Annotated in this window: 20 protein-coding genes; 13 read left to right on the forward strand and 7 right to left on the reverse strand. The window is 57.8% G+C overall.

All coding sequences use genetic code 11. The features are described from left to right. Window positions 1-3 precede the first annotated feature (3 nt). The 4 genes from BQ7486_RS07815 to BQ7486_RS07830 all read left to right on the forward strand — a co-directional run bounded on the left by BQ7486_RS07815 (window position 4) and on the right by BQ7486_RS07830 (window position 3,187). The gene (locus BQ7486_RS07815; protein ID WP_235836771.1) at window positions 4-504 is read left to right on the forward strand and encodes a nitrous oxide reductase accessory protein NosL; all 501 of its coding nucleotides are present in this window, start codon (window positions 4-6) and stop codon (window positions 502-504) included. Beyond that, window positions 504-1,412 (forward strand): ABC transporter ATP-binding protein, encoded by a 909-nt coding sequence (locus tag BQ7486_RS07820; protein WP_074009630.1) that lies wholly within the window; start codon window positions 504-506, stop codon window positions 1,410-1,412. The genes BQ7486_RS07815 and BQ7486_RS07820 overlap by 1 nt, the downstream gene beginning before the upstream one ends. Then, complete coding sequence (locus BQ7486_RS07825; protein ID WP_074009631.1) at window positions 1,399-2,220, forward strand: ABC transporter permease; 822 nt, start codon at window positions 1,399-1,401, stop codon at window positions 2,218-2,220. The genes BQ7486_RS07820 and BQ7486_RS07825 overlap by 14 nt, the downstream gene beginning before the upstream one ends. Before the next feature lie 136 nt (window positions 2,221-2,356). After that, window positions 2,357-3,187: a MetQ/NlpA family ABC transporter substrate-binding protein gene (locus BQ7486_RS07830; protein ID WP_204207011.1), complete on the forward strand. Its 831-nt coding sequence runs from the start codon at window positions 2,357-2,359 to the stop codon at window positions 3,185-3,187. 94 nt (window positions 3,188-3,281) lie between these two features. Here the strand turns inward: BQ7486_RS07830 and BQ7486_RS07835 are convergent, their stop codons facing one another. Further along, window positions 3,282-3,821 carry a hypothetical protein gene (locus BQ7486_RS07835; protein WP_074009632.1) on the reverse strand — a complete coding sequence of 180 codons (540 nt, stop codon included), beginning with the start codon at window positions 3,819-3,821 and terminating at the stop codon, window positions 3,282-3,284. Window positions 3,822-3,907: 86 nt separating this feature from the next. Further along, window positions 3,908-4,093 carry a hypothetical protein gene (locus tag BQ7486_RS07840; RefSeq protein WP_074009633.1) on the reverse strand — a complete coding sequence of 62 codons (186 nt, stop codon included), beginning with the start codon at window positions 4,091-4,093 and terminating at the stop codon, window positions 3,908-3,910. Window positions 4,094-4,221: 128 nt separating this feature from the next. Between BQ7486_RS07840 and BQ7486_RS07845 the strand changes: the two genes are divergently transcribed. Beyond that, window positions 4,222-5,823 (forward strand): zinc ribbon domain-containing protein, encoded by a 1,602-nt coding sequence (locus BQ7486_RS07845; RefSeq protein ID WP_074009634.1) that lies wholly within the window; start codon window positions 4,222-4,224, stop codon window positions 5,821-5,823. Here BQ7486_RS07845 and BQ7486_RS07850 read toward each other — a convergent pair. Next, window positions 5,749-5,985 carry an AAA family ATPase gene (locus BQ7486_RS07850; RefSeq protein ID WP_084765825.1) on the reverse strand — a complete coding sequence of 79 codons (237 nt, stop codon included), beginning with the start codon at window positions 5,983-5,985 and terminating at the stop codon, window positions 5,749-5,751. The two genes, BQ7486_RS07845 and BQ7486_RS07850, sit on opposite strands and share 75 nt — an antisense overlap. Before the next feature lie 111 nt (window positions 5,986-6,096). Beyond that, a complete protein-coding gene (locus BQ7486_RS07855) occupies window positions 6,097-8,607 on the reverse strand; it encodes an AsmA family protein (RefSeq protein ID WP_143183118.1) in 2,511 nt (836 codons plus the stop codon). A gap of 412 nt (window positions 8,608-9,019) precedes the next feature. Here BQ7486_RS07855 and BQ7486_RS07860 point away from each other — a divergent pair, with 412 nt between their 5' ends. The 7 genes from BQ7486_RS07860 (at window position 9,020) to BQ7486_RS07890 (ending at window position 14,289) form a co-directional block, all read left to right on the forward strand. Continuing rightward, window positions 9,020-9,349: a DUF6110 family protein gene (locus BQ7486_RS07860; protein ID WP_074009636.1), complete on the forward strand. Its 330-nt coding sequence runs from the start codon at window positions 9,020-9,022 to the stop codon at window positions 9,347-9,349. A gap of 129 nt (window positions 9,350-9,478) precedes the next feature. Next, the gene (locus tag BQ7486_RS07865; RefSeq protein ID WP_074009637.1) at window positions 9,479-11,833 is read left to right on the forward strand and encodes a heavy metal translocating P-type ATPase; all 2,355 of its coding nucleotides are present in this window, start codon (window positions 9,479-9,481) and stop codon (window positions 11,831-11,833) included. 20 nt (window positions 11,834-11,853) lie between these two features. Continuing rightward, window positions 11,854-12,378 (forward strand): HMA2 domain-containing protein, encoded by a 525-nt coding sequence (locus BQ7486_RS07870; protein ID WP_022372703.1) that lies wholly within the window; start codon window positions 11,854-11,856, stop codon window positions 12,376-12,378. A 234-nt stretch (window positions 12,379-12,612) separates the two neighbouring features. Next, the gene (locus BQ7486_RS07875; protein WP_235836800.1) at window positions 12,613-12,792 is read left to right on the forward strand and encodes a transposase; all 180 of its coding nucleotides are present in this window, start codon (window positions 12,613-12,615) and stop codon (window positions 12,790-12,792) included. Next, on the forward strand, window positions 12,710-13,345 hold the full coding sequence (locus BQ7486_RS07880) for an RNA-guided endonuclease InsQ/TnpB family protein (protein ID WP_074009639.1): 636 nt from the start codon (window positions 12,710-12,712) through the stop codon (window positions 13,343-13,345). The genes BQ7486_RS07875 and BQ7486_RS07880 overlap by 83 nt, the downstream gene beginning before the upstream one ends. A 96-nt stretch (window positions 13,346-13,441) precedes the next feature. Then, the gene (locus BQ7486_RS07885; protein ID WP_074009640.1) at window positions 13,442-13,846 is read left to right on the forward strand and encodes a hypothetical protein; all 405 of its coding nucleotides are present in this window, start codon (window positions 13,442-13,444) and stop codon (window positions 13,844-13,846) included. A 149-nt stretch (window positions 13,847-13,995) separates the two neighbouring features. Then, window positions 13,996-14,289, forward strand: coding sequence for an ATP-binding protein (locus BQ7486_RS07890; RefSeq protein ID WP_074009641.1), 294 nt, complete (start codon window positions 13,996-13,998; stop codon window positions 14,287-14,289). 131 nt (window positions 14,290-14,420) lie between these two features. Here the strand turns inward: BQ7486_RS07890 and BQ7486_RS07895 are convergent, their stop codons facing one another. From BQ7486_RS07895 to aspS, 3 genes are all read right to left on the reverse strand, one after another. Beyond that, entirely contained in the window at window positions 14,421-14,798 is a 378-nt protein-coding gene (locus BQ7486_RS07895; protein WP_022372701.1) for a helix-turn-helix domain-containing protein, read from the reverse strand. A gap of 131 nt (window positions 14,799-14,929) precedes the next feature. Then, window positions 14,930-15,838 carry a radical SAM protein gene (locus BQ7486_RS07900; protein WP_074010089.1) on the reverse strand — a complete coding sequence of 303 codons (909 nt, stop codon included), beginning with the start codon at window positions 15,836-15,838 and terminating at the stop codon, window positions 14,930-14,932. 102 nt (window positions 15,839-15,940) lie between these two features. Beyond that, window positions 15,941-17,743 (reverse strand): aspartate--tRNA ligase, encoded by a 1,803-nt coding sequence (gene aspS / locus BQ7486_RS07905; RefSeq protein ID WP_022372699.1) that lies wholly within the window; start codon window positions 17,741-17,743, stop codon window positions 15,941-15,943. A gap of 481 nt (window positions 17,744-18,224) precedes the next feature. Here aspS and BQ7486_RS07910 point away from each other — a divergent pair, with 481 nt between their 5' ends. Next, window positions 18,225-19,607 carry a phosphomannomutase/phosphoglucomutase gene (locus BQ7486_RS07910; protein ID WP_084765827.1) on the forward strand — a complete coding sequence of 461 codons (1,383 nt, stop codon included), beginning with the start codon at window positions 18,225-18,227 and terminating at the stop codon, window positions 19,605-19,607. Window positions 19,608-19,879: the final 272 nt, after the last annotated feature.

Consider the following 19,879-nt stretch of genomic DNA (forward strand, 5'->3'; position numbering starts at 1 on the left):
CCCGTGAATTCCACCGGACATTACCGCCGCATGCTCTGCGCCGCAGGCGCTGCCGGTCTGGTTTTAACGCTGACCGGTTGCTCGGAAAAAAGTGAGGTCCCGGTTAAACCTGTTGCGCTTGGAGCGCACGACCGGTGCGCGCTTTGCGGTATGGTGATCACAAACTACGAGGGCCCCAAGGCCGAGCTCTTTTTAAAGGGCGTGGCAGAGCCCGTGAAGTTTTGCTCCGGGCGTGATGCCTTTACCTTTGCCCTGCAGCCCGAGAACGCGCGGCGCCTGACAGGCTTTTTCGTGCAGAGCGCGGACACCGACCCCAAGGCCCCTGTGACCGCGGAGAGTTTTCTTGATGCCCGCAAGGCTTTCTTTGTGGTGGACGGGCGCTTTGAAGGCGTGATGGGGGCGGAGCCCGCCGCTTTTGCCGACAAAACGGCGGCGGAGAAATTCATCCAAGCCTGGGGCGGGCGCATCGTGCGCTTTGAAGAAGTGACGCTGGAGGCGCTCTGATGACGGCTTCAGGCACCGCAGAAGCCCGTGTTGCGGGCGATGCTCTTACGTTTGAGCGATCGGGGCGCCGCATTCTCACGGACATCACTTTCCGCGTGAAAGCCGGCCGCATCACCGGGCTTTTGGGCACAAACGGCGCGGGGAAATCCACGCTTATCAAGCTTATCCTCGGGCTCATAAAACCCACGGCAGGAACGCTCACGGTTTTAGGGGGAGCGCCGGGAGAGGCGCCGCTAAAAATCGGGTATTTGCCTGAAAACGTGAGTTTTTACGATCAGATGACGGTTGCCGAGCACCTGCGCTTTTTCGGGCGCCTGAAGCGCGTGGACACAGCGCGTGTTGCGGCGGTCGGAGAAAAACTGAGGCTCACGGAATTTGCCCGCAGAACACCGAAGGAATGCTCCAAGGGGCAGAGACAGAGGCTGGGCCTAGCGCAGGCACTTCTCACCGAACCTGAGCTCCTGCTTTTAGACGAACCCACGACGGGACTTGATCCCCAGACCACCGAAGCGCTGTACGCGGAACTCGTGCAGATGAAGGAAAAGGGTTGCGCGGTTCTCATCTGCACGCATGAACTCGCGCTTGCGGAAAATTTTCTTGACTGCGTTCTCATGATTAAGGAAGGGCGGATTGCCGCGCAGGCCGAGACGCTTGACGCGCTGCGCGCGAAGGCAAACCTTCCGGTGCGCGTGACATTGACGCCTGCGGCAGCGCAGAAAGCGCGCGCGGGACTGCCGGCCGGGCGCCTCACGGGAACGGCGATTGATGTCGCTCCGGGCGAAGTGCAGGCCGTGCTCGCGTTTCTCACGCAAACCTGCGGCATCTGGGACTTTGAGGTGCGGCATCCGGATTTAAGAAGTCTTTACGCATACTTTAACGGTACGGAGACAACGCATGGCGCTTCATGATTTTCAAAGCGAAGTGCGCGCCTTCGGCGTGATTGTCGGGAAAGAATTTCTCGAGGCGGCCCGCAACCGGTGGCTTTTTTCCGGAGCGCTTCTTTTTGCCGTTTTGGCGCTTGCCGTGATTTTCGGCACGGCCGCAATCGGCGGAAGCCTCGAATTCCGGGACCTCACGACAGTCATGAATTCCTTTGTGAGTCTGACGGTCTACGTGCTGCCGCTTTTGGCGGTCATGACAGTAAGCGAAGCCTTTGCAAGCGAATCCGAGCACGGCACATTGGCTTTGATGCTCACCTATCCCTTGTCGCGCACCACCTGGGTGCTCGGGAAAATCACGGGCTTTGCGGCGGCGCTTTTCGTGGCCTTTTCCTTTGCGGTAGCAACCGTCATTGCTGCGCGCGGGGTGCTGCCGGTTACCTGGTCCTGGTCTGAGACGCTTGTGGCGTCCGTGAAGCTTCTTGTGACGGGGTGGCTCTATGGGCTCGCGTACATTGCGCTCGGCTGCTGGGTGAGTCTGCTCGTGAAAACGAAGGCCCAGGCCCTTGCCGTCCTTGTGATGCTCTGGTTTTTCCTCGTCTTTCTCTACGACGTGCTCCTTTTGACGGCGGCGGTGGCGTCCGACGGGGCGATGAGCCGCACGGTGCTCACAACACTGATGAGCCTAAACTGTGCCGACGCCTTCCGCCTTATCAATACCGTGCCGGAGAAGGGGGACTTTACGGCAGGCGCCGGGCTTTTGACGCTGGTGCTGATCGGCTGGAGCGCGGCAGGAACCGCCATGGCACTTTTTTCCGTGCGGCGCATCAGGCTGTGACTGCGGTAATACCGCACAAACCGTGTGCGCAGCCGGCCCGGGAGCTGTCGGCTGCGCTTTCAGCCGATATACTCTCCGGACCTACTGTACGACCGGCCTCTTCCCGTGGGCCGGCGTTTCTTGCGAGAACAGAGAAATGATTAAAAATCTCAAACCTTTTGCCGCGCTCTGCGTTGCGGCGGGGCTTGCCTTCGGCCTTGCGGGCTGCGGCGACAAGAAGACGGAAACGGCGCCTGCGGCGAAAGCGGATAAAACGCTCGTGATCGGCGTCTCCCCGGTGCCGGGCGGCGATATGATGAACTTCTTAAAGCCTAAGTTCGCGGAAAAAGGCGTGAACCTCAAGGTCGTGGAATTTTCCGACTACGTGCAGCCCAATATGGCGCTCTCAGATAAGTCGCTGGACGCCAACTTCTTTCAGCACAAGCCCTATCTTGATGACTTCGTGAAGCAGCATAACCTGAAGCTTGTGAGCTACGTGCCGGTCTTTATTGCGCCGATTGCGATCTACTCAAAGACACTGAAAAAGCCCTCTGACATTGCCGAGGGTGCCACGGTGAGCATTCCCAACGATCCCACCAACGGCGGCCGTGCGCTCATTCTTCTGCATCAGCAGGGCTTGATTAAGCTTGATAACCCCAAGAACCTCTTTGTGACGCCCGCCAACATCGTTGAGAACCCGAAAAAACTCAAGATCGTGGAAGTGGAGGCCGCGCAGCTGCCGCGGTCTCTGGACGACGTCGCGCTTGCCGTCATCAACTGCAACTTCGCGCTGGGTGCGGGTTTAAATCCCGTGAAGGATTCAATTGCGATTGAAGCCAAGGACTCGCCCTACGCCAACATCGTGGCAATCCGCGCCGGGGACGAAAACAGTCCGGAACTCAAGGTTTTAAAGGACCTCATCACTTCGCCGGAGATGAGGCAGTTTATTAACGAGAAGTTTAAGGGGAGCCTTGTGCCTGTCTTTTAAGCCGGACGCTTTTTCTTAAACCGAAAGAGCCCTGCGCTTTTGCAGATCGTTTTGTCTGCGGCGGCAGGGCTTTCTTTTTGCATAGTGCTGGAAATCAGTCTTTAGGCGCCGCTACAAGCCTCAGAAGCCAAAGCAGGTCTTCAGCCTTTTCGCAGCCGCTTTTCTGCGCGAGTTCGGCAATGCTTGTGATGTGCCAGAGAAAGGGCGTGGCCGAACTCACAAGGCCAAGTGCAGGACGCGCCGTATTGCGCCAGGGTGCGGTAAGAATCTTCGTGCAGGCAATGTAGCCGCAGACCGTTAGAAGCTGCTCGCGTTTGGTGAGCGTCAGAAACAGCGACTCGCTGCAGCGCATGATGGTGTCGATGCGCGCGGCGGCATAGGTGGCTTCGGCTAAGCCCACGGGAAGGCGCAGAGCAGCGTCGGTCACTTCTGCGCCAAGCGCCGCCCGGTACGCGGCAATCCGCTCCTTGGGTCTTAAGCGTAGGGCGACAGCGAGCGCTGCCGTGCGGGCAGCGTCCTCCGTGAGGCCGCAGGCAAAGACTTCAGCGGCCGTTAAAAGGGCGGCTTCTGAAACCGGTACCTGCGGGTCTTCGGCGTCGGTGCGCGCCAAAAAAGCGAGAAAAGAATCGTCCATGTTTTTTTCAGCAAGAGAAACAAGGTGTTCATTGAAAATACACGGGCATGCGGCAGATTGTGACGCATGCCGCATCAGCCCCTTTCTCAGAACCAGATTTTGTGTCCACGGGCTTCTTTTTCGGCCTTGAGCTCACAGTCAGCCTTAAGCCGCGCATGGAAGTCTTCAGCCGTTGCAGCAGCCGCAAATTTCGACTGCCGGGCAACGGCCGCGAAGTCCCCGGGCGTGACGTTATCGAGCGCTCCGACTTTCGCAAGCGTCGCTTCCGTCACAGAATTTCCCGCAGGAAGCCCGGGGCTTGAGCCCCGGGAGGAATGCGGGCTTTCGAAATTTTTTTAATCTTGGCCCAAACGCAGCCAAACCATGCACATAGTTTTCGCTTAAGGTATATTCAGCCGCTATGAAATCGCGCACACCGTCCTTTGTCATCGAGCTGGGCCTGAAAATCGGAGAGGATCAGGAAAGTGCACTGGAGACCTACTTCTCCGATGCACGCCAGCTCTTCAATGCTGTTCTCGGAACGGCAAAGAAACGCGTGCGCGCCATGAAAAGCACTGAAGCATGGAAGCTGACGGCCGCGATGCCCAAAGGCAAAGACCGCAACAAGCGATTTAAGGAAATTCAGAAGTCCGCCCACCTTTCCGAGTATGCCCTGCATGATGTCGTGAAAGAGCACCGTGCCAAGGGCGGCTTTACAAAGCGCATCGGCATCAACGAAGCGCAGAAAATTGCCACACGTGTCTGGCAGGGCATTGAGCGCTGGCTGCTTCATCAGGGCGGTCAGCCGCGGTTTAAGAGTGCTAAACGGGGCTTGCACAGCGTTGAGGGAAAATCAAACAAAACAGGGTTGCGTTGGAAGGACAAGACGTGGACGCTCGAGGTTCTGGATCTGGTGATAAAGGCTGAAGCGCCGGATGCCTGGCAGAAAGAAGCTCTTCTTTCAGCAACAGATCCGTCCGGTTTTAAGCGTGTCAAATACTGCCGTCTTCTCTGGCGGATGATCCGCGGCCGTATGCGCTACTTTGTTCAGCTCATTGTCGAAGGCGTACCGCCCGTCAAGCACGTTTATGCTCCCAAGGATCTCAAGGTGGCTGTTGACCCGGGCCCGAGGACCATGACTTTTTACAGCCCCGAGTGGCAGCAGAAGATTTTGGTGAGCGCGGGCACTGTCTCTCAGGAAAAGGAGATTGCGCGTCTTTTACGTGCCATGGACCGCTCCCGCAGAGACACGAATCGGGAGTGCTACAACGCGGACGGCACCGTTAAAGCCGCCGGAAAAAAGATTGTCTGGAAGGAATCCAAGACCTATAAGGCAACAAAGGCAAAACTTGCGGATCTGTACCGCCGCCAGGCGGAAACCCGCCGTTGCCTGCACGGCGAAGTGATTAACCAGGTGTTCGGCAGGGCCGGCACCGTCATTGTGGAGAAGAACTCATACAAAGCATTTCAGAGAGCCGGATACGGCAAGAGTTTGGGCAAAAGCGGTATTGCAGGATTGATAACCCGGATGACAAGTAAGGCTGAAAGCGCCGGCTGTTGTGTAGTGGAAGTCAGTCCCCGGAAACTGCGCCCGAGTCAGCACGATCCCGAAACGGGAACGTACCGGAAGAAAGCTCTTTGGGAGAGAAGTCATCAGTTGGGAGATACGGGCTGGTACATGGACCGCGATGTCGCGGCCGCCATGAACCTGTATTTTGCGGATCCCGCCACTGACAGCTACGATCTGAAGGCTGAGCAATCAGCGCTTGCGAGGCTCAAACAAGTCTCAGGGAACGCCGGATCGATAGTGCAGTACAAACCAGCGAATCGGCAAGACGAAGCAGTCCTTCGCCGGAACCGACGGATCGAGCTGATGAAGCCCGTACCCGTAGAGCGGTTGCGTTTTAAATGTTCCTGTGGTGCAGGGGACGCCCGGGCAGACAAGGCCTCAAAAACCTTGGCTGTTACGGGAAAGCCTGCACCGTGTCAGGAAACCCCGCGCTTTCAAGCGCGGGTTGTTTAGCTCCCAGCTGTGCCCGGCGCCGCGCCTATCCTGCAGAAACGAATCGGCTTCATCGATTAAAAGAACGGCATCGTCCTTGCGGGCTTCTTCAAAGGCACGGGCGATGTTTTGTTCCGTTGCGCCCACCCAACAACTTAAAAGGTCGGAGGCGCGCCGCACCATCAGAGGTTTATGAGGACTGGATGGCAAACCTTCCGCTTTACGCGGTCTCGGCGCTTGATTTTGATGCTTGGCCACAACTCCGGATGAAGAACCAAAAGGCCTGAGAAAACGTCAGAAGGCAAAGAAATCCTTCACGCTCTGCCAGATGCTGCGCTCAGAGCCGTTTTGCGGATGGCGATTTGCGCCCGTGCCGCGCCCCTGGGCTCTGAGGAGGTTTTTGCGGGACTCATCCCAGGCAAAGGTCCAGACGGGAGAAGCCGCTTTGCCGGAGAGCTCCGCATTGATGCGCACCGCGGGAATCCCGTTACCCGGTGCAAACATCGTGAGCGCCTTACCCGTGATGGTGCCGGCGGCAATATCCACGCTGAAGTCGGCGTTGGTGCGGGCAAAAACAGAGCGCGACACAAAGTTGGAGGCTTCAATCACGTGGTCTTTGAGTGCAAGGGAGCATCCTGCCTCGTCAATCGCGGTCTTGGCGTCCGGAGCCGTCACGGCAGCTTCTTTAACGCGTCCTGCAACGACATCCCTCACGGAGCGGGCGCTTATGCCGTTATAGCTCCCCCGCAGAAGGCGCACCTGCGAGGTTCCTTCATAAGTCTCGGTGTCAAGCCCGACGCCCTTCACTTCAAACGTACCGTTCACAATACCGGTTAAGACGGGCTTGCCGCCCACGCTTGTAAAGAGTTTTTCAAGGTTCAGGCCGTCAAGTTTGCCGGCCATCACCCAGTCGGCTTCACTTGTGAGTTTGGCCTCTCCGAGAAGCCGGCCGTCGGCGGCATTCACAATGACGCGGGAGAGGTGCACGACGCCTTCGGTGAGGTTAAGCCGGCTGTGAAGCTGCGACGCCGTGAAACCCCCTGCGGCAATCTGTCCGATTCTCAGTTCTCCGTCAAAGTCGGCGAGATTTAACCACGCCAGTGACTGAAAGCGCGGCACGGCCTTAAGCTCAATGTTGCCGAGCATCAGCTCACCCTTAAAGCGCGGGTGCGTGATGCCCGTTGCCGTACCGTTAAAGGAGAAGGGGGCTCCTGCAAAGGTGCCTGAGAGCCCGGCCTGTGCGCTGTCAGCCGGAATATCCACGTTCATGAAGCCTGAAACCTGGGCGGAGAAGTCCGCGGGAAGCGCCGCATCCCCTGTGACCGTAATGCGGGCCGTGAGGTTTTCAAGCTGCGCTTTTTTCGTGAGAAGCTCGGCGTCAACGGAAGAGGACACCTCGTAGGCGGTGATTTTTTCACCGGCGGCTTCGGTGTAGGAAGCGCGCATCTCGGGGCTTACAAGGCGCGCTGCGGCAAGCTTAAATTCCACGGCGCCCACGTGAATGTCGCCGGTTTCGTCCTCAGGGCGCGAAAGCGCCGCGCTCACGTTCACGCCGCTTGTTTCTTCGGGCGTAAAGCGCAGTTTGTCGGCAGCGGCGGAAACGCCCCAGGTTTTGTTTTCCTGTGTGAGATCCGCGGAAAACTTAAAGGCATCAAAACTAAGCGTCTGATCGGCAACCGAGAGATTGACCTTGCCTGAAGCACTGAAACTGCCTGTGATGCCGGTTAAGGCCTCTGCCGTGAGGCGCGCAAGCGCAAGGCGCTGTTCCCCGGCCGACGTGACGGCGGGTTCTGCCGCATGCGCAGGCCAAACAAAGCGCAGCCAGGCCGAGACTTCCTTGTAGGCCGCAGGCGTTGCGGGCGCGTCGGGAAGCGCAGGAATAGGGGTTGACTCAGCGGGTGCCGCGGGTTTCTGCGGCGTGTCGGCGGCCGGCGCGTCAGACGCAGGGGCTTCAGGCGCAGCGGCAGGCGCCGGGGTTTCTTGCGGCGCGCTCTGCGGCGTTTCTTCCGGAGCCGGCGTTTCAGCCGGCGTCTGAGGCGCCGCCGTCACGGGCGCGGGTTCGGCCGGTGTCTGAAGAACTTCAGCAGCCGGCACTTCCTTTTCTTGAGGCACATTGTCCGCGGAATTTGTCTCGGCTGCCGGCGTCTGAGGGGCTGTTTCGGCGTGCGCTGCGGGGGAGGATTCCTGTGCCGGAACTTCGGCCTTCACGGGACTTTCAGCAGAAGCCGTGATGCGGCCGTTCACGGTAAAGGGAACGGCGGAGAGTTCCGGAGAAAGCGTCTCAAGCGTGAGATCAAGATCGGCGGCATCCCAGTGGCGCAACGTTTCGTTATCTGCGGCGGTAAAGCGGATCGAACCGTTTGTGAGGTGAAGTTTCCCGACCTTGACGTCTTCGGGGAAGGTCCCTTGAGAAGCGGCTTCAAAAAAGGCGGTAAGCGACGGTTCGCGGGCGGTGACGGTGGTTTTGAGTCCCGCGATTTCCGCGTCCGACACACGCACGGCACCTAAAGCCAAAGACCAGAGCGAAGCGGAAAAACTGGCCGAATCAAATCGCGCCGTTTCGTGCCCGTCCGTTTTGCTGGCAAGACGCGCCGCGGGCAGCGTCACTTCGAGCGCCGGAAAGCGCTTGACGGTGATCTCGCCTGTCAGATGGAGGTCGGATGCGAGGTTGTCGGCTGCGTAAGCCGTCAGCCGCTCTTTGACCGCCTCAGCCGACAGACTCGCGTACAGGTACGCTGCCATGGCCGCAACGGCAATGACAACAAGTAAAACGACGCACAAAAGTATCCGGGTAAGGCGGGACATGATTCTGAAAAAAGCGGCTCTCCGATGAGTGTCCTCAGTTTGCCACAAAGGAAGTAAAAAAGCCCTCAAAAAGAAAGGCTTTGAGCAGTTTGTCGTGCCGGTTGTGTATTTGTACAACAGGGGCGGGCTTTTTTGAGAATTTTGCGATACAGCGCTGTGATGCCTTTGTATAATGTGGATACCTCAAAAAAGCGCCGTGTCTGCGGGCTATTTTCCGCGTTCGGAGCTTTTTCGTGGTGTGCGGTTCTGAGCGGTTGCGCCCGGTGCCGTACGGTTCATCTGCTCATACAGAAACCTGATTTGAGCCTTGCGGCTGCCGGCCGTTTCGGCCGGGCGGTCTGTTTCGGCATGAGCTTTTTCGGTTGCGCTCCTTTGGCGGCAGCCGTTTCTAAATGCATGAAGGATATTAAAAATGCTGACTCAGACAACGAAATGCGGTCTTTTTTTCCTGGGCGGTGTGGCGCTCGGTGCCTTGGGCGCCGTGGTGCTCACCAAGGGTGATCTGAAGGTTAAGCCCCTGGCGTCCGAACTTTTAAGCGGCGGCATTGATTTGAAGGATAAGCTTCTTGCCTCCGTCGAGGGCGTCAAGGAAGACCTCGCCGACGTCGTTGCCGAAGCGCAGGTGAAGTCGCAGGAACGCCGCGAAGCCAAGGAAGTGGCCGATGCCGCTCCCAAGGCTGCCGTGAAGGCCAAGACCACCCGCAAGCCCCGCGCCCGTAAGACGGCTGCGGTTGCCGCTTAATTTTTTCGGGCAGTTTTGATGCGCCCGGCCGATTGACAAGGTCGGCTGCGGGCGCTTTGCGTCAGAAGGGAGCGGTGAGGCGAGCCGCTCCTTTGTCGTTTTGTTTCGTCTGTTTTTGGTGGATTTCCAATGAAGTTTTATCTCGTGCACTCTGTCGGCAACCGCATGCGCTTCAGAACCGACAGCGTGATGAGTAATGCCACGGCGCGCCTTATTTTTGATGAGGTGGGTGCCATTGACGGTATTACGGGTGTAAAGGTTAATCCCCTGACGGGCTCGGTTCTCGTGACCTTTGCCACAGCCGAGGCCCGCACGCGGATCACAAATTACCTTGCTGACCTTGAGACGAATCCGCCGGCCAAACGCAGCCTCGCGCACCGCATGAGCCGTAAGGCGAGTGTTGTCGCCGTGCGTGAGACGATTGCCGAGCGGGTGGAAGCCGCCGAAGACAATCCCCTCTTAAAGGGATTTTCACACCTCATGAGCCGTGCGGTCACCGAAATGCCGGTGCTGAAGACCGCGGCGGCTCCTTTCCGGGGTAAGCTCGGTGAAGACGCCGCAGACCTTGATTTGTCCCCTGTGGCGCGCTGGCTTGTGCTGCGGCCGGTGCTGCCGATGCTTGTCAATATCGCGAACGTTTTCCTGGGCGCAATTCCCTATTTCTTCCGCGGGGTGGGAAACCTCCTTCGCGGGAAGCTTAACGTCGAAGTGCTTGACGCCGCCGCCATTGCCGTGTCGCTTCTGCTGCGAGACTTTAAGACCGCGGGCCTTGTGATACTGCTTTTGGGTATGGGCGAGATGCTCGAGCGCTATACGCGCAAAAAGTCTCTGGCAAGCCTCGCGGACCAGTTGGCATTGAAGGTCGATCAGGTCTGGGTGCGGCGCGGTAGCGAAGTGGTTGCCATGCCCTTAGAGGATGTGACCGCAAAGGACCGCATCGTTGTGCGCACGGGCGCAAAGATCCCTGTGGACGGTAAGGTGGTTGCGGGTAACGCCGAGGTGAATCAGGCCACGATGACCGGCGAACCCCTGCCGGTGCACCGCGAAGCGGGCGGCACGGTCTTTGCCGGAACCGTTGTTGAAGACGGTGAAATCGATATTGTCCTCACGAAAAAAGGCGGTGAGACGCGTCTTAATGAGATCGTGCGTTTCATTGAAACGAGCGAAAAGAGTAAAGCCGGCATTCAGGGGAAGGCCGAGCATTTAGCCGACGCGGTCGTCCCCTTTAACTTTGCCCTCGCGGGCCTTGTGTACCTCTTTACCCGTAACCTCACGCGGATGGCCTCAGTCCTGATGGTCGACTACTCCTGTGCGCTGAAACTTGCCACACCCCTGGCAATTCTCACCGCCATGAAGACCGGCACCAAAAACGGCGTGCTCATCAAGGGCGGCCGCTACATTGAGGCTTTGAGCGAAATCGATACGGTTGTGTTTGACAAGACCGGAAGCCTTACGCAGGCTTCTCCGAAACTTTCTGACGTCGTGAGCCTTGACGCGAAGAAGTCGCAGAAAGAAATTTTGGGGCTTGCCGCCTGCCTGGAAGAGCACTTCCCGCATCCGGTGTCGCGCGCCGTTGTGCGTGCTGCGGAAGAAGCCGGCGCGGACCACTTTAAGGAAGAGCACGACAGCGAAGTGCGCTACATTGTGGCGCACGGCATCTGTTCGTCGGTTGACGGTGAAAAGGTCGTTATCGGCTCGCGCCACTTCATCGAAGAAGACGAAGGGGTGGACGTGACGCCGGGGCTTAAGCACGTCGAGCGCCTTGCCGCTGAAGGCAAGTCCGTTCTTTATATGGCAAAGGGCGGCAAACTCATCGGGATTCTCGGAATCGTTGATCCGCTCCGCCCGGAAGCCAAGGACGTCATCACCGCTTTGAGAGCGCGCGGCGTCAAACGCATCGTGATGCTCACGGGCGATGATGAACGTACCGCCAAAAACGTCTGCGCGCAGCTCGGAATCACCGAGTACCGTGCGCAGGTGCTGCCGACCGATAAAGCCAAACACGTTGCGGAACTTAAAGCCGAAGGCTGCCGCGTGCTGATGTTGGGAGACGGTGTGAACGACAGCCCGGCCTTATCAAGCGCCGACGTGGGTGTGACGCTTAAAGAAGGAAGCGACATCGCGCAGGAAGTGGCCGACGTTGTATTGACGCGCAATTCGCTTTCTGACCTTCCGTTTGCCGTGGATCTTGCGCGCGCCACCATGAAGCGCATCAAGACAAACTTCACGGTCTCGGTGGGCCTTAACACCGGCTTTATGGCGGGCGGCCTCTTTGGCTTCCTGATGCCTGCCGTAAGCGCCGTACTGCATAACCTCACCACGATCGGCGTGTGCCTTAACGCCATGCGTCCGGCAATCGGTGAACCCGAGGATCCGGGCTCGCTGATGCGGGAACTTATTGCCATTCTGAGCGCTCCGGCAAACACCAAAAAGACGAGCGGCGAAGCCGCCGCCGAGCGCCTTGTGGCAGCTGATGATGACTGACCGGCAAAGGAGAAAACACCATGAATGAAGACTACAAACAATACATCCGCTCCTTTGTGCCGGGGCGTCTGAGACTGCGTCATCCCGGTTTAAAGGGGCTCGATGGCGAGACGGTTGCAACGGTGGTTGAGACTGTGACGGCCGCTGAAGGCATCACGGGCTGCACGATCAACCCCCGTGTCGGAAGCCTCGTTCTCACCTGGGACGCCAAGCGCCTTACAACCGATGACCTCATGGGGTACCTCGCCTTCTGGCAGGCCTTTATCCCGGAAGTTGACGACGTGAAGGAAGAGACCTCCTGCGGCCTGGTGGATACGGCGCGCTCGGCGGCCGCCGGTGCCCTTGACGGCCTCGCGGCCGTCATTGCGCCCAAACATAAAGGGACAAGCAATGCCCCGCGTGTTGTGCAGAACCGCCTGATGCTCGGGCTCTGTGCGGCTACGGTCGGCACAGCCTACCTCTATAAGGGCCTGCACGCGGCACTGGGCTGGGTCTTTGTGGCCTTTATCCTCTCGCACTCACTGCAGCGCCGCAAGGCACTCTGAGAGAGCGCGCCTGATAAGGCTCCGCCGGCGGAACCGGTTTTTCGGTTTCCTCCGCGGAGCCTTTTGTTTTGCGGAAAAATGCGGGACAATTTCTTCATAGAATTTCCGCGAGGAAACCTGCGGCTTGAGCCGCAGGAGGAATCGCGGCTGTTTTTATTTTAAAAAATTGGTACCATACGCACTATGCTAAACATCGTTCACAGCAGAAACTGCGTCTATCAGACAGCTTACCATATGGTATGGTGCCCCCGGTACAGGAAATCCGTTCTCAGGGGTGGTGTTGCGCAGTCTCTGCGTGAGTTGCTTGAAAGCATATGCGCTGAAAGAAAGTATGAGATTCTTTCTTTGGAGATTCAGCNGTTCGGGCGAAGAGCATTTAAAGAATCTGAAAGCCGACGAGATCATGGGTATTGATGTCGGCGAGAACAATATTGCGGCCGTCAGCACGGGCCGTATTTGGAAAGCAGGAGCATTAAAGGATAAAAGAGACCGATATATGAGTCAGAGAAAGCGTCTTCAGCGCAACGGCTCTCAGAGTGCCAGACAGCACCTGAAAAAAGCCTCAGGCCGAGAAAGACGCCATGTGACGCATGTCAATAACGTTGTAAGCAAAGAGATTGTGCAGGAAGCCGCAAAGCGGGGTATCAAGTTAATCGCCCTGGAAGACCTGACGCATATCCGGGATCACATCAAGGCCGGGAAACGCATCAGAAGCCGACTGCACCGCTGGTCTTTCCGTGAGTTGCAGGAGATGATTGTTTACAAAGCGGCAGCCGCTGGAATCCGGTGTGTTTTCCTGGATCCGCGCTATACAAGCCAGACATGCTCACAGTGCGGGGCACCGGGCAAACGCCATAAGCACGGGTTCCGATGCAGCCAATGTGGTCACCTTGCGCACAGCGACTTGAATGCGAGCCGCAACCTGCAGGGTCTGTGCCGACAGCTGTCAGCACAGGGGCTGATGTAAACCAGCCTTATGTTGGGCCGTGTGATGCGGTTACAATAAAGCCCCCGTCTTCAGACGGGGTGTTGTTTACGAAAAATTTCGGGTTATGAGGACAACATGAGCGAAGGAAACTGGGGCACGCGCCTTATCAAAATCATTGTGCTCGCGGTGGCGGCGCTCACCGCCGGTGCCGTTTTAAGTTTTGCCGTGGCGGTCGTGGCCGGTCTTGTTGCCGTGTGCCTCATCGCTTTTCTAACGGCCTACGCGGTGAGTCCCCAGGATGTGCGCGCGATTTTGAAACTTGTCACCGACCGCATTGATGCGGGTTTTGAAAAGGTGAAGGAGATCCTGGCGGCCATGCAGGCGATTGTGAAGACCGCAGCTGACGGCGCCCGGGCTGCTGCCGGCATGTCTGAAGCTGATGCGGCTCCTGAGAGGCAGGAGGCCGGGGAGCAGGATAAGCCCGCCGTGAAGGCGGCCGGGAAGGCGCGCAAGTCAGTAGCCCAAGATGACGGTGCCTAAAAAGTCATACTTTTTAAATACAAAGTACATCAAAGGCAATACCTGATGGCGTTTTTCGGGCGCGAAGAGGAGTTGCTGAGCCTGCGCGGGTGGCTTGAGACCCGCAGCGCGCCGGGCGACATCGCAGATGCTCGCCGTCACAGGCCGGCATGGCCCGCGAGTGGCTTGAAGCTGTGTGCCGGGCCTACAACCTGCCGACTCCCGCTTTGGTCGGCCGCGTGGCGGAAGTGCTGCGTTTTGCCGCCCACTGCCCCCACGAAAAGCCGTGTGTGCTCATCATCGATGAGTGCGAAAAACTTGACGGGTTGGTGGTGAACCTCAGGGGCCGGCTGCAGGCCTTCTGGGACCTTAATAAAGACGGCACGCGCATGCTTCTTGTCTTTTCGGCGCAGATCTCGCCCTGGGGGATTCCTACAACAAAAAGGTCATGTTTGCCGGGGTAAGTCTCGATTCGCGGCCGTGTGATACGGCAAAATTAACGCGTGCTGCTGCGGCGTTTTGCCGGAAGTACCCGGAAACGGCCGGGTGGGAGAAGCGCTTTGGCAGTCTGTCGCGTGCGGATGCGTAGTGGAGCTCAATCTCCGCTTTTCCACTTATCCCTAAGCGTTTTACGGATGTTGGGAGCGAGGCGCTCTAAGGCGTCAAGCGTCATAAAGATGGAACTTCTGCCTTTCAGAGACAACTCACGAAAGCGCCGTAAGAGCTCGTTTTCTTCCTGCACGGGCTTAATGCGTTCGCCCGTGATGACAAACTGCACGTCAAAGCCGCAGGCCGAGAGTCTGGGCATGCAGAAAATCCCGGGGTCGGCTTCCCCGAGTTCATACGTGACGTAAATTTCCGGCGTCACGCCGATTAACTGAGCGATCTGCTGCGCGGTGTAGTTGAGTCGCTCGCGCTCGGTACGCAACCGCCCGCCGATCTCTTTGCGCTGCTTGGTCGTGGTCAGAGCCATGATACTTCTTGTGTCCTGCCGTTTCGGTCGTTTGTCTCCTTGTATGACGGCAGTATAGCGGCAGAGCGCGTATTAAACGCGTCAAAATCGCCGGCAATCCGAAAGGAAGTGTTGCACCGGGCAGGCGCCTCTTAAGAGCCCGCGGCCACGTGCTCGCCGTTAAAGTGCGGAATGAATTTGGCTTCGCTGGTGACGCCTACCTGCATGTAGACCTTGGTCATGCCGAGGCTTTCTGCGTGCCGTAGCACCTTTTGGTACTCAAGCGTTGTGAGCTTACGGTTGATTTCGGGATGCCGGCCCGCTTTAAAAATCGGCATGTATTGGTTCATCACGGAAACCGTCACATCGTCGCCGAAGTGCTCATGAATCCATGTCAGGCACGCGCAGCTGTCCCGCCAGTGACTGGGCAATACCAGGTGCCGGATAATGAGCCCCTTTTTCATGAGGCCGTCGTTTCCGATCACAACGGGCCCGACCATCTCAAACATCGTTTCAATCGCCTTTGAGGCATACTCAAAGTAGTGCGGCACCCCCGAATACTTTTCCCCGAGCCGGGAGTCAAAGTACTTGAGATCCGGCATAAAGATGTCAACAAGGCCCGTGAGCCGCCTTAAGGTCTCAGGGAGCTCATAAGCGTTTGAGTTATACGCAACGGGAATCGTAAGGCCCCGGGCTTTGGCGTTGGTGAGCGCCGTGATGATTTCTTCGGTGTAGTGCCCCGGGGTGACGAGTTCCAGGCAGGTTGCGCCGCGTTCCTGCTGCTCAAGAAAGATGTCGGTCAGACGCTTAACCGTCACGGGCCAGCCGCGGCCTTCGGCGCTGATCTCGTGGTTCTGGCAGAAGCAGCATTTGAGATTGCAGTGCGAGAAAAAGACGGTGCCCGCACCGGTTTTGCCGCTGATCACGGGCTCTTCCCAGGCGTGCAGACTCACCAGCGCAATTTCCACGGTGTCGGTGCCGCGGCAGATACTGCGCTTGATTTCAACGGGACTGGAGCGGTCGGCATTACAGCGCCGGGGACAGAGATTGCAGCGGGACATGATGTTGGTCGGGATAAAGAAAACCCCGGCCGTGAAACCGGGGTTTGACTGCGCCGGCAACTTTGAAAAGCTGCCGGCACTTAACGTCAGTTGCAGCGAACCTTAGTCGTTCTTGTGTTCGTTGCGCAGACGGATGTGCAGTTCGCGCAGCTGCTTTTCATCAACCGGGCTCGGAGCACCGGTGAGCAGGCACTGAGCGCGCTGCGTCTTCGGGAAGGCGATCACGTCGCGGATGGACGGAGCACCTGTCATCATCGTGACGATACGGTCAAGCCCGAAGGCGATACCGCCGTGAGGAGGCGCACCGTACTGCAGGGCATCCAGCAGGAACCCGAACTTCAGGCGGGCTTCTTCCGGACCGATCTTCAGAGCCGAGAACACCTTACTCTGCACACCGGCATCGTGAATACGGACGGAGCCGCCGCCGATTTCCCAGCCGTTTAAGACCATATCGTAGGCCTTGGCGTGGCAGTGTTCCGGATCCGATTCGAGCTTGTCGACGTCGCAGTCGTGCGGCATCGTGAAGGGGTGGTGGCAGCTCATCCAGCGGCCTTCCTCTTCGGAGTACTCAAACATCGGGAAGTCAACGATCCACAGGGGCTTCCAGCCGGCTTCAAAGAGGCCGTTCTTCTTGCCGAATTCGCTGTGGCCGATCTTCAGACGCAGGGCACCCAAGCTGTCGTAGACGATCTTCGCCTTATCCGCACCGAAGAAGATGATGTCGCCGGTCTTGGCGCCCGTGACTTCGAGGAGCTTTTCAAGGATTTCGTCGGAGAGGTTTTTGACGATCGGGCTCTGCAGGCCTTCGCGGCCGCCGTCGCGGTCGTTCACCTTAATGTAGGCAAGCCCCTTGGCGCCGTAGATCTTCACAAATTCCGTGTAGCCGTCGATTTCAGAGCGCGGCATCGTGCAGGCGTTGGGGACCTTAAGGGCCACAACCTTGCCGTTATGCAGGTTCTTCACCGAGGAGAAGACCTTGAATTCGCTGTTGGCGACGATGTCGGTCACTTCAACGAGTTCGAGCTTCACGCGCAGATCGGGCTTATCGGACCCGAAGCGCGCCATGGCTTCGTCGTAGGGCATGATGGGGAAGCGCGCTTCGGGAGCGACGAGATCCACATCGAGGCACTTCTTAAAGACCGAGCGGATGAGGTTTTCCATCATCTCGCGGATTTCGATTTCTTCCAGGAACGACGTTTCAATATCGATCTGGGTGAATTCGGGCTGGCGGTCGGCACGCAGGTCTTCGTCGCGGAAGCACTTGACGATCTGATAGTAGCGGTCAAAGCCCGCGATCATCAGCATCTGCTTAAAGAGCTGCGGAGACTGCGGCAGCGCGTAGAACATACCGTCCTGAACGCGGGAAGGAACGAGGTAGTCGCGGGCGCCTTCGGGGGTGGACTTCGTGAGAACCGGCGTTTCAACGTCGATAAAGCCGTGGTCATCCAAGAAGTGGCGCACGGCCTGCGTCACCTTAAAGCGCAGCTTCAGGTTTTTCTGCATCTGCGGACGGCGCAGATCGAGCACGCGGTAGGTAAGACGCGCGGATTCGCTCACAGTGTCGTCGTCGAGCTGGAACGGAGGCGGCAGCGAGGGATTGAGAATTTCAAGGTCGTGGCAGAGCACTTCCACGCCGCCCGAAATCAGGGCATCGTTTTTCGTGCCTTCCGGACGGGCACGCACAAGACCGACCACCTTCAGGCAGTATTCATTGCGGACCTTGTCGGCGGTGGCAAAGACTTCCGGACGATCCGGATCGCAGACAACCTGCACGAGACCTTCGCGGTCACGCAGGTCGATAAAGATCACACCGCCGTGGTCACGGCGGCGGTGAGCCCACCCGTAGAGGGTAACGGTCTGGCCGATGAACTTTTCATCAACCAAGCCACTGTAAACGGTACGCATAAAAGGTACTCCGGTCTTTCTTCTTTTGGGCTGCACTGTGTGCTGACACAGCGCGGCCGTTTATCACAGTCGGGGAAAAAGGCCAGCGGGCCGGTTTTTCCCTTCTTTTCCAATAAAGCTGAGAGTTTAACGCGCGGATTTCGACTTAAAAAGGTTTTGCCTTGTAAATCCGCCTTTTTTTCAAGGCTTGTAACAAGTCGGCAACCGAAGTGAGCAGAACTGCTCAGAATCGGCAGGGGTCGGCATCGCCTGAACGCCGGTTCAGAAAATGTCGGCAATTTGTAAGAAAAGCGCTTCCCGGCAACGTGTTTTTACCGAGAGGTGCGGTTTTCGGCACCGCCTTCGTTTACGATAGCGTCTGTCAAAGGAGAGCCCGCCCGTCAGTGGGGCCGCGTAATTTCCTCAAACTCCGAAAGACTTGAGCCGCTTTGCGTGTAACGAAGCGGCTCTTGCCGTATTTTTAATGATGGTAGTAAATACTATGACGCCCGAAAAGAGCATTTTCAAAGCCTACGATATCCGCGGCATTGTCGGTAAGACACTCACTCCTGAAGTCACCTATGCCGTGGGGCTGGTGTTGGGGTCGATGGCACGCGATGCGGGTATTGACTCCCTTTGCGTGGGCCGGGACGGCCGCGTTTCGGGGCCCGAACTCTCTGAGAGCCTCATGAAGGGCATTGCCGCCGCGGGTACGAAAGTGATTGATATCGGCCGCGTTCCGACGCCGGTTTTGTACTTTGCCGCGCACTACTTTAAAAACGGCTCGGGTGTGGCGGTCACGGGCTCCCACAATCCCCCGGAATATAACGGCCTCAAGATGATGCTCGGGGGCAAAACCCTCTTTGGCGAAGGCATCCAGGACATTTACCGCGCGATCTGCGAAAACCGTTATAAGCCCGCCGAGACGCCCGCCGCGATTGAACGCGTGAGCGTCATTGACGCCTACGTGAAGAAAATCATCTCGGACGTAAAGCTCGCGCGCCACATGAAAATTGCCTTTGACTGCGGTAACGGCGTCGCCGGCCCCGTGGTGCGGCGCGTCTTTTCCGAACTCGGCTGCCGCATGACGGAGCTCTTTTTCGATGTGGACGGCAACTTCCCGCATCACCATCCCGATCCGAGTAAACCCGCAAACCTCCAGGACCTGATCCGTACCGTCAAAGAGGGCGACGCGGAACTGGGGCTTGCGTTTGACGGCGACGCCGACCGCCTGGGCGTTGTGACAAAGTCCGGTGAGATCATTTTCCCGGACCGCCAGATGATGCTTTTTGCCGAAGATATTCTGAAGTCGCATCCGGGTGCTTCGATTATTTATGACGTGAAGTGCACGCGCTGCCTTGTGCCCTGGATTAAGGATAGAGGCGGCAAACCCGTCATCAGTTGCACGGGGCATTCCCTTGTGAAGGCAAAACTGCGCGAAACCGGCGCTCCCTTTGCCGGTGAAATGAGCGGGCACCTTTTCTTTAACGACGGTCGCTGGCCCGGATTTGATGACGGCATCTACGCGGGGGCGCGCTTGCTTGAGATCGTGAGCCGCGCGGAAAACGCGTCTGCTGTTCTGGAAGCTCTGCCGACTGCGGTTAACACCCCCGAACTGCAGATTCCGATGGCAGAAGGCGCGAACAAAGCCTTTATCGAAAAACTGCAGAAGGCCGCCAAGTTTGATGACGCCGAAGACGTGATTCTGATTGACGGTGTGCGCGTGGAATTTAAGGACGGCTTTGCGCTTGCGCGCTCTTCCAACACCACGCCTGTTGTGGTGCTCAGAGTGGAAGGCGAAACACCTGAGGCCCTTGAGCGCATCAAAAAGCGTTTCGGTGATTTTCTTTTAAGCGTTGATCCGGAGCTCAAACTCCCGTTCTGACGGAAGCGCCTTTAAGAATTATCCGTGCGCCGGTTGTTATAAAGCAGCCGGCGCTTAATTTTGGGCCCAAAGCGCGGAGAAAGGCACGGCATAACAGCCGTTTCCAAAGTGAGCCGCAGAAGCGATGATTTTCCGGTACACGGCAGTCCTTTGAGGATCTTGATGAGGCCGTCCGTGTAAAACGGGCGGATTTGTTCAAGCAGCGACAGTCGATCAATAAGCACGGCGGCAGAGTTCAGGCTGGTTTCGTCATATCATCGATTGTATTCGAT

The organism is Duodenibacillus massiliensis (assembly GCF_900128485.1).
Classification (GTDB): Bacteria; Pseudomonadota; Gammaproteobacteria; order Burkholderiales; family Burkholderiaceae_F; genus Duodenibacillus; species Duodenibacillus massiliensis.

Excerpts from the sequence above, each read along its gene's own strand:
- BQ7486_RS07895 (WP_022372701.1), bottom strand. The coding sequence starts at position 14,798 with ATGGCTCTGACCACGACCAAGCAGCGCAAAGAGATCGGCGGGCGGTTG.
- BQ7486_RS07860 (WP_074009636.1), top strand. The coding sequence starts at position 9,020 with ATGCTGACTCAGACAACGAAATGCGGTCTTTTTTTCCTGGGCGGTGTG.
- BQ7486_RS07845 (WP_074009634.1), top strand. The coding sequence starts at position 4,222 with ATGAAATCGCGCACACCGTCCTTTGTCATCGAGCTGGGCCTGAAAATC.
- aspS (WP_022372699.1), bottom strand. The coding sequence starts at position 17,743 with ATGCGTACCGTTTACAGTGGCTTGGTTGATGAAAAGTTCATCGGCCAG.
- BQ7486_RS07820 (WP_074009630.1), top strand. The coding sequence starts at position 504 with ATGACGGCTTCAGGCACCGCAGAAGCCCGTGTTGCGGGCGATGCTCTT.
- BQ7486_RS07855 (WP_143183118.1), bottom strand. The coding sequence starts at position 8,607 with ATGTCCCGCCTTACCCGGATACTTTTGTGCGTCGTTTTACTTGTTGTC.
- BQ7486_RS07885 (WP_074009640.1), top strand. The coding sequence starts at position 13,442 with ATGAGCGAAGGAAACTGGGGCACGCGCCTTATCAAAATCATTGTGCTC.
- BQ7486_RS07910 (WP_084765827.1), top strand. The coding sequence starts at position 18,225 with ATGACGCCCGAAAAGAGCATTTTCAAAGCCTACGATATCCGCGGCATT.
- BQ7486_RS07830 (WP_204207011.1), top strand. The coding sequence starts at position 2,357 with ATGATTAAAAATCTCAAACCTTTTGCCGCGCTCTGCGTTGCGGCGGGG.
- BQ7486_RS07835 (WP_074009632.1), bottom strand. The coding sequence starts at position 3,821 with ATGGACGATTCTTTTCTCGCTTTTTTGGCGCGCACCGACGCCGAAGAC.
- BQ7486_RS07870 (WP_022372703.1), top strand. The coding sequence starts at position 11,854 with ATGAATGAAGACTACAAACAATACATCCGCTCCTTTGTGCCGGGGCGT.
- BQ7486_RS07850 (WP_084765825.1), bottom strand. The coding sequence starts at position 5,985 with ATGGTGCGGCGCGCCTCCGACCTTTTAAGTTGTTGGGTGGGCGCAACG.
- BQ7486_RS07900 (WP_074010089.1), bottom strand. The coding sequence starts at position 15,838 with ATGTCCCGCTGCAATCTCTGTCCCCGGCGCTGTAATGCCGACCGCTCC.
- BQ7486_RS07825 (WP_074009631.1), top strand. The coding sequence starts at position 1,399 with ATGGCGCTTCATGATTTTCAAAGCGAAGTGCGCGCCTTCGGCGTGATT.
- BQ7486_RS07865 (WP_074009637.1), top strand. The coding sequence starts at position 9,479 with ATGAAGTTTTATCTCGTGCACTCTGTCGGCAACCGCATGCGCTTCAGA.
- BQ7486_RS07890 (WP_074009641.1), top strand. The coding sequence starts at position 13,996 with ATGGCCCGCGAGTGGCTTGAAGCTGTGTGCCGGGCCTACAACCTGCCG.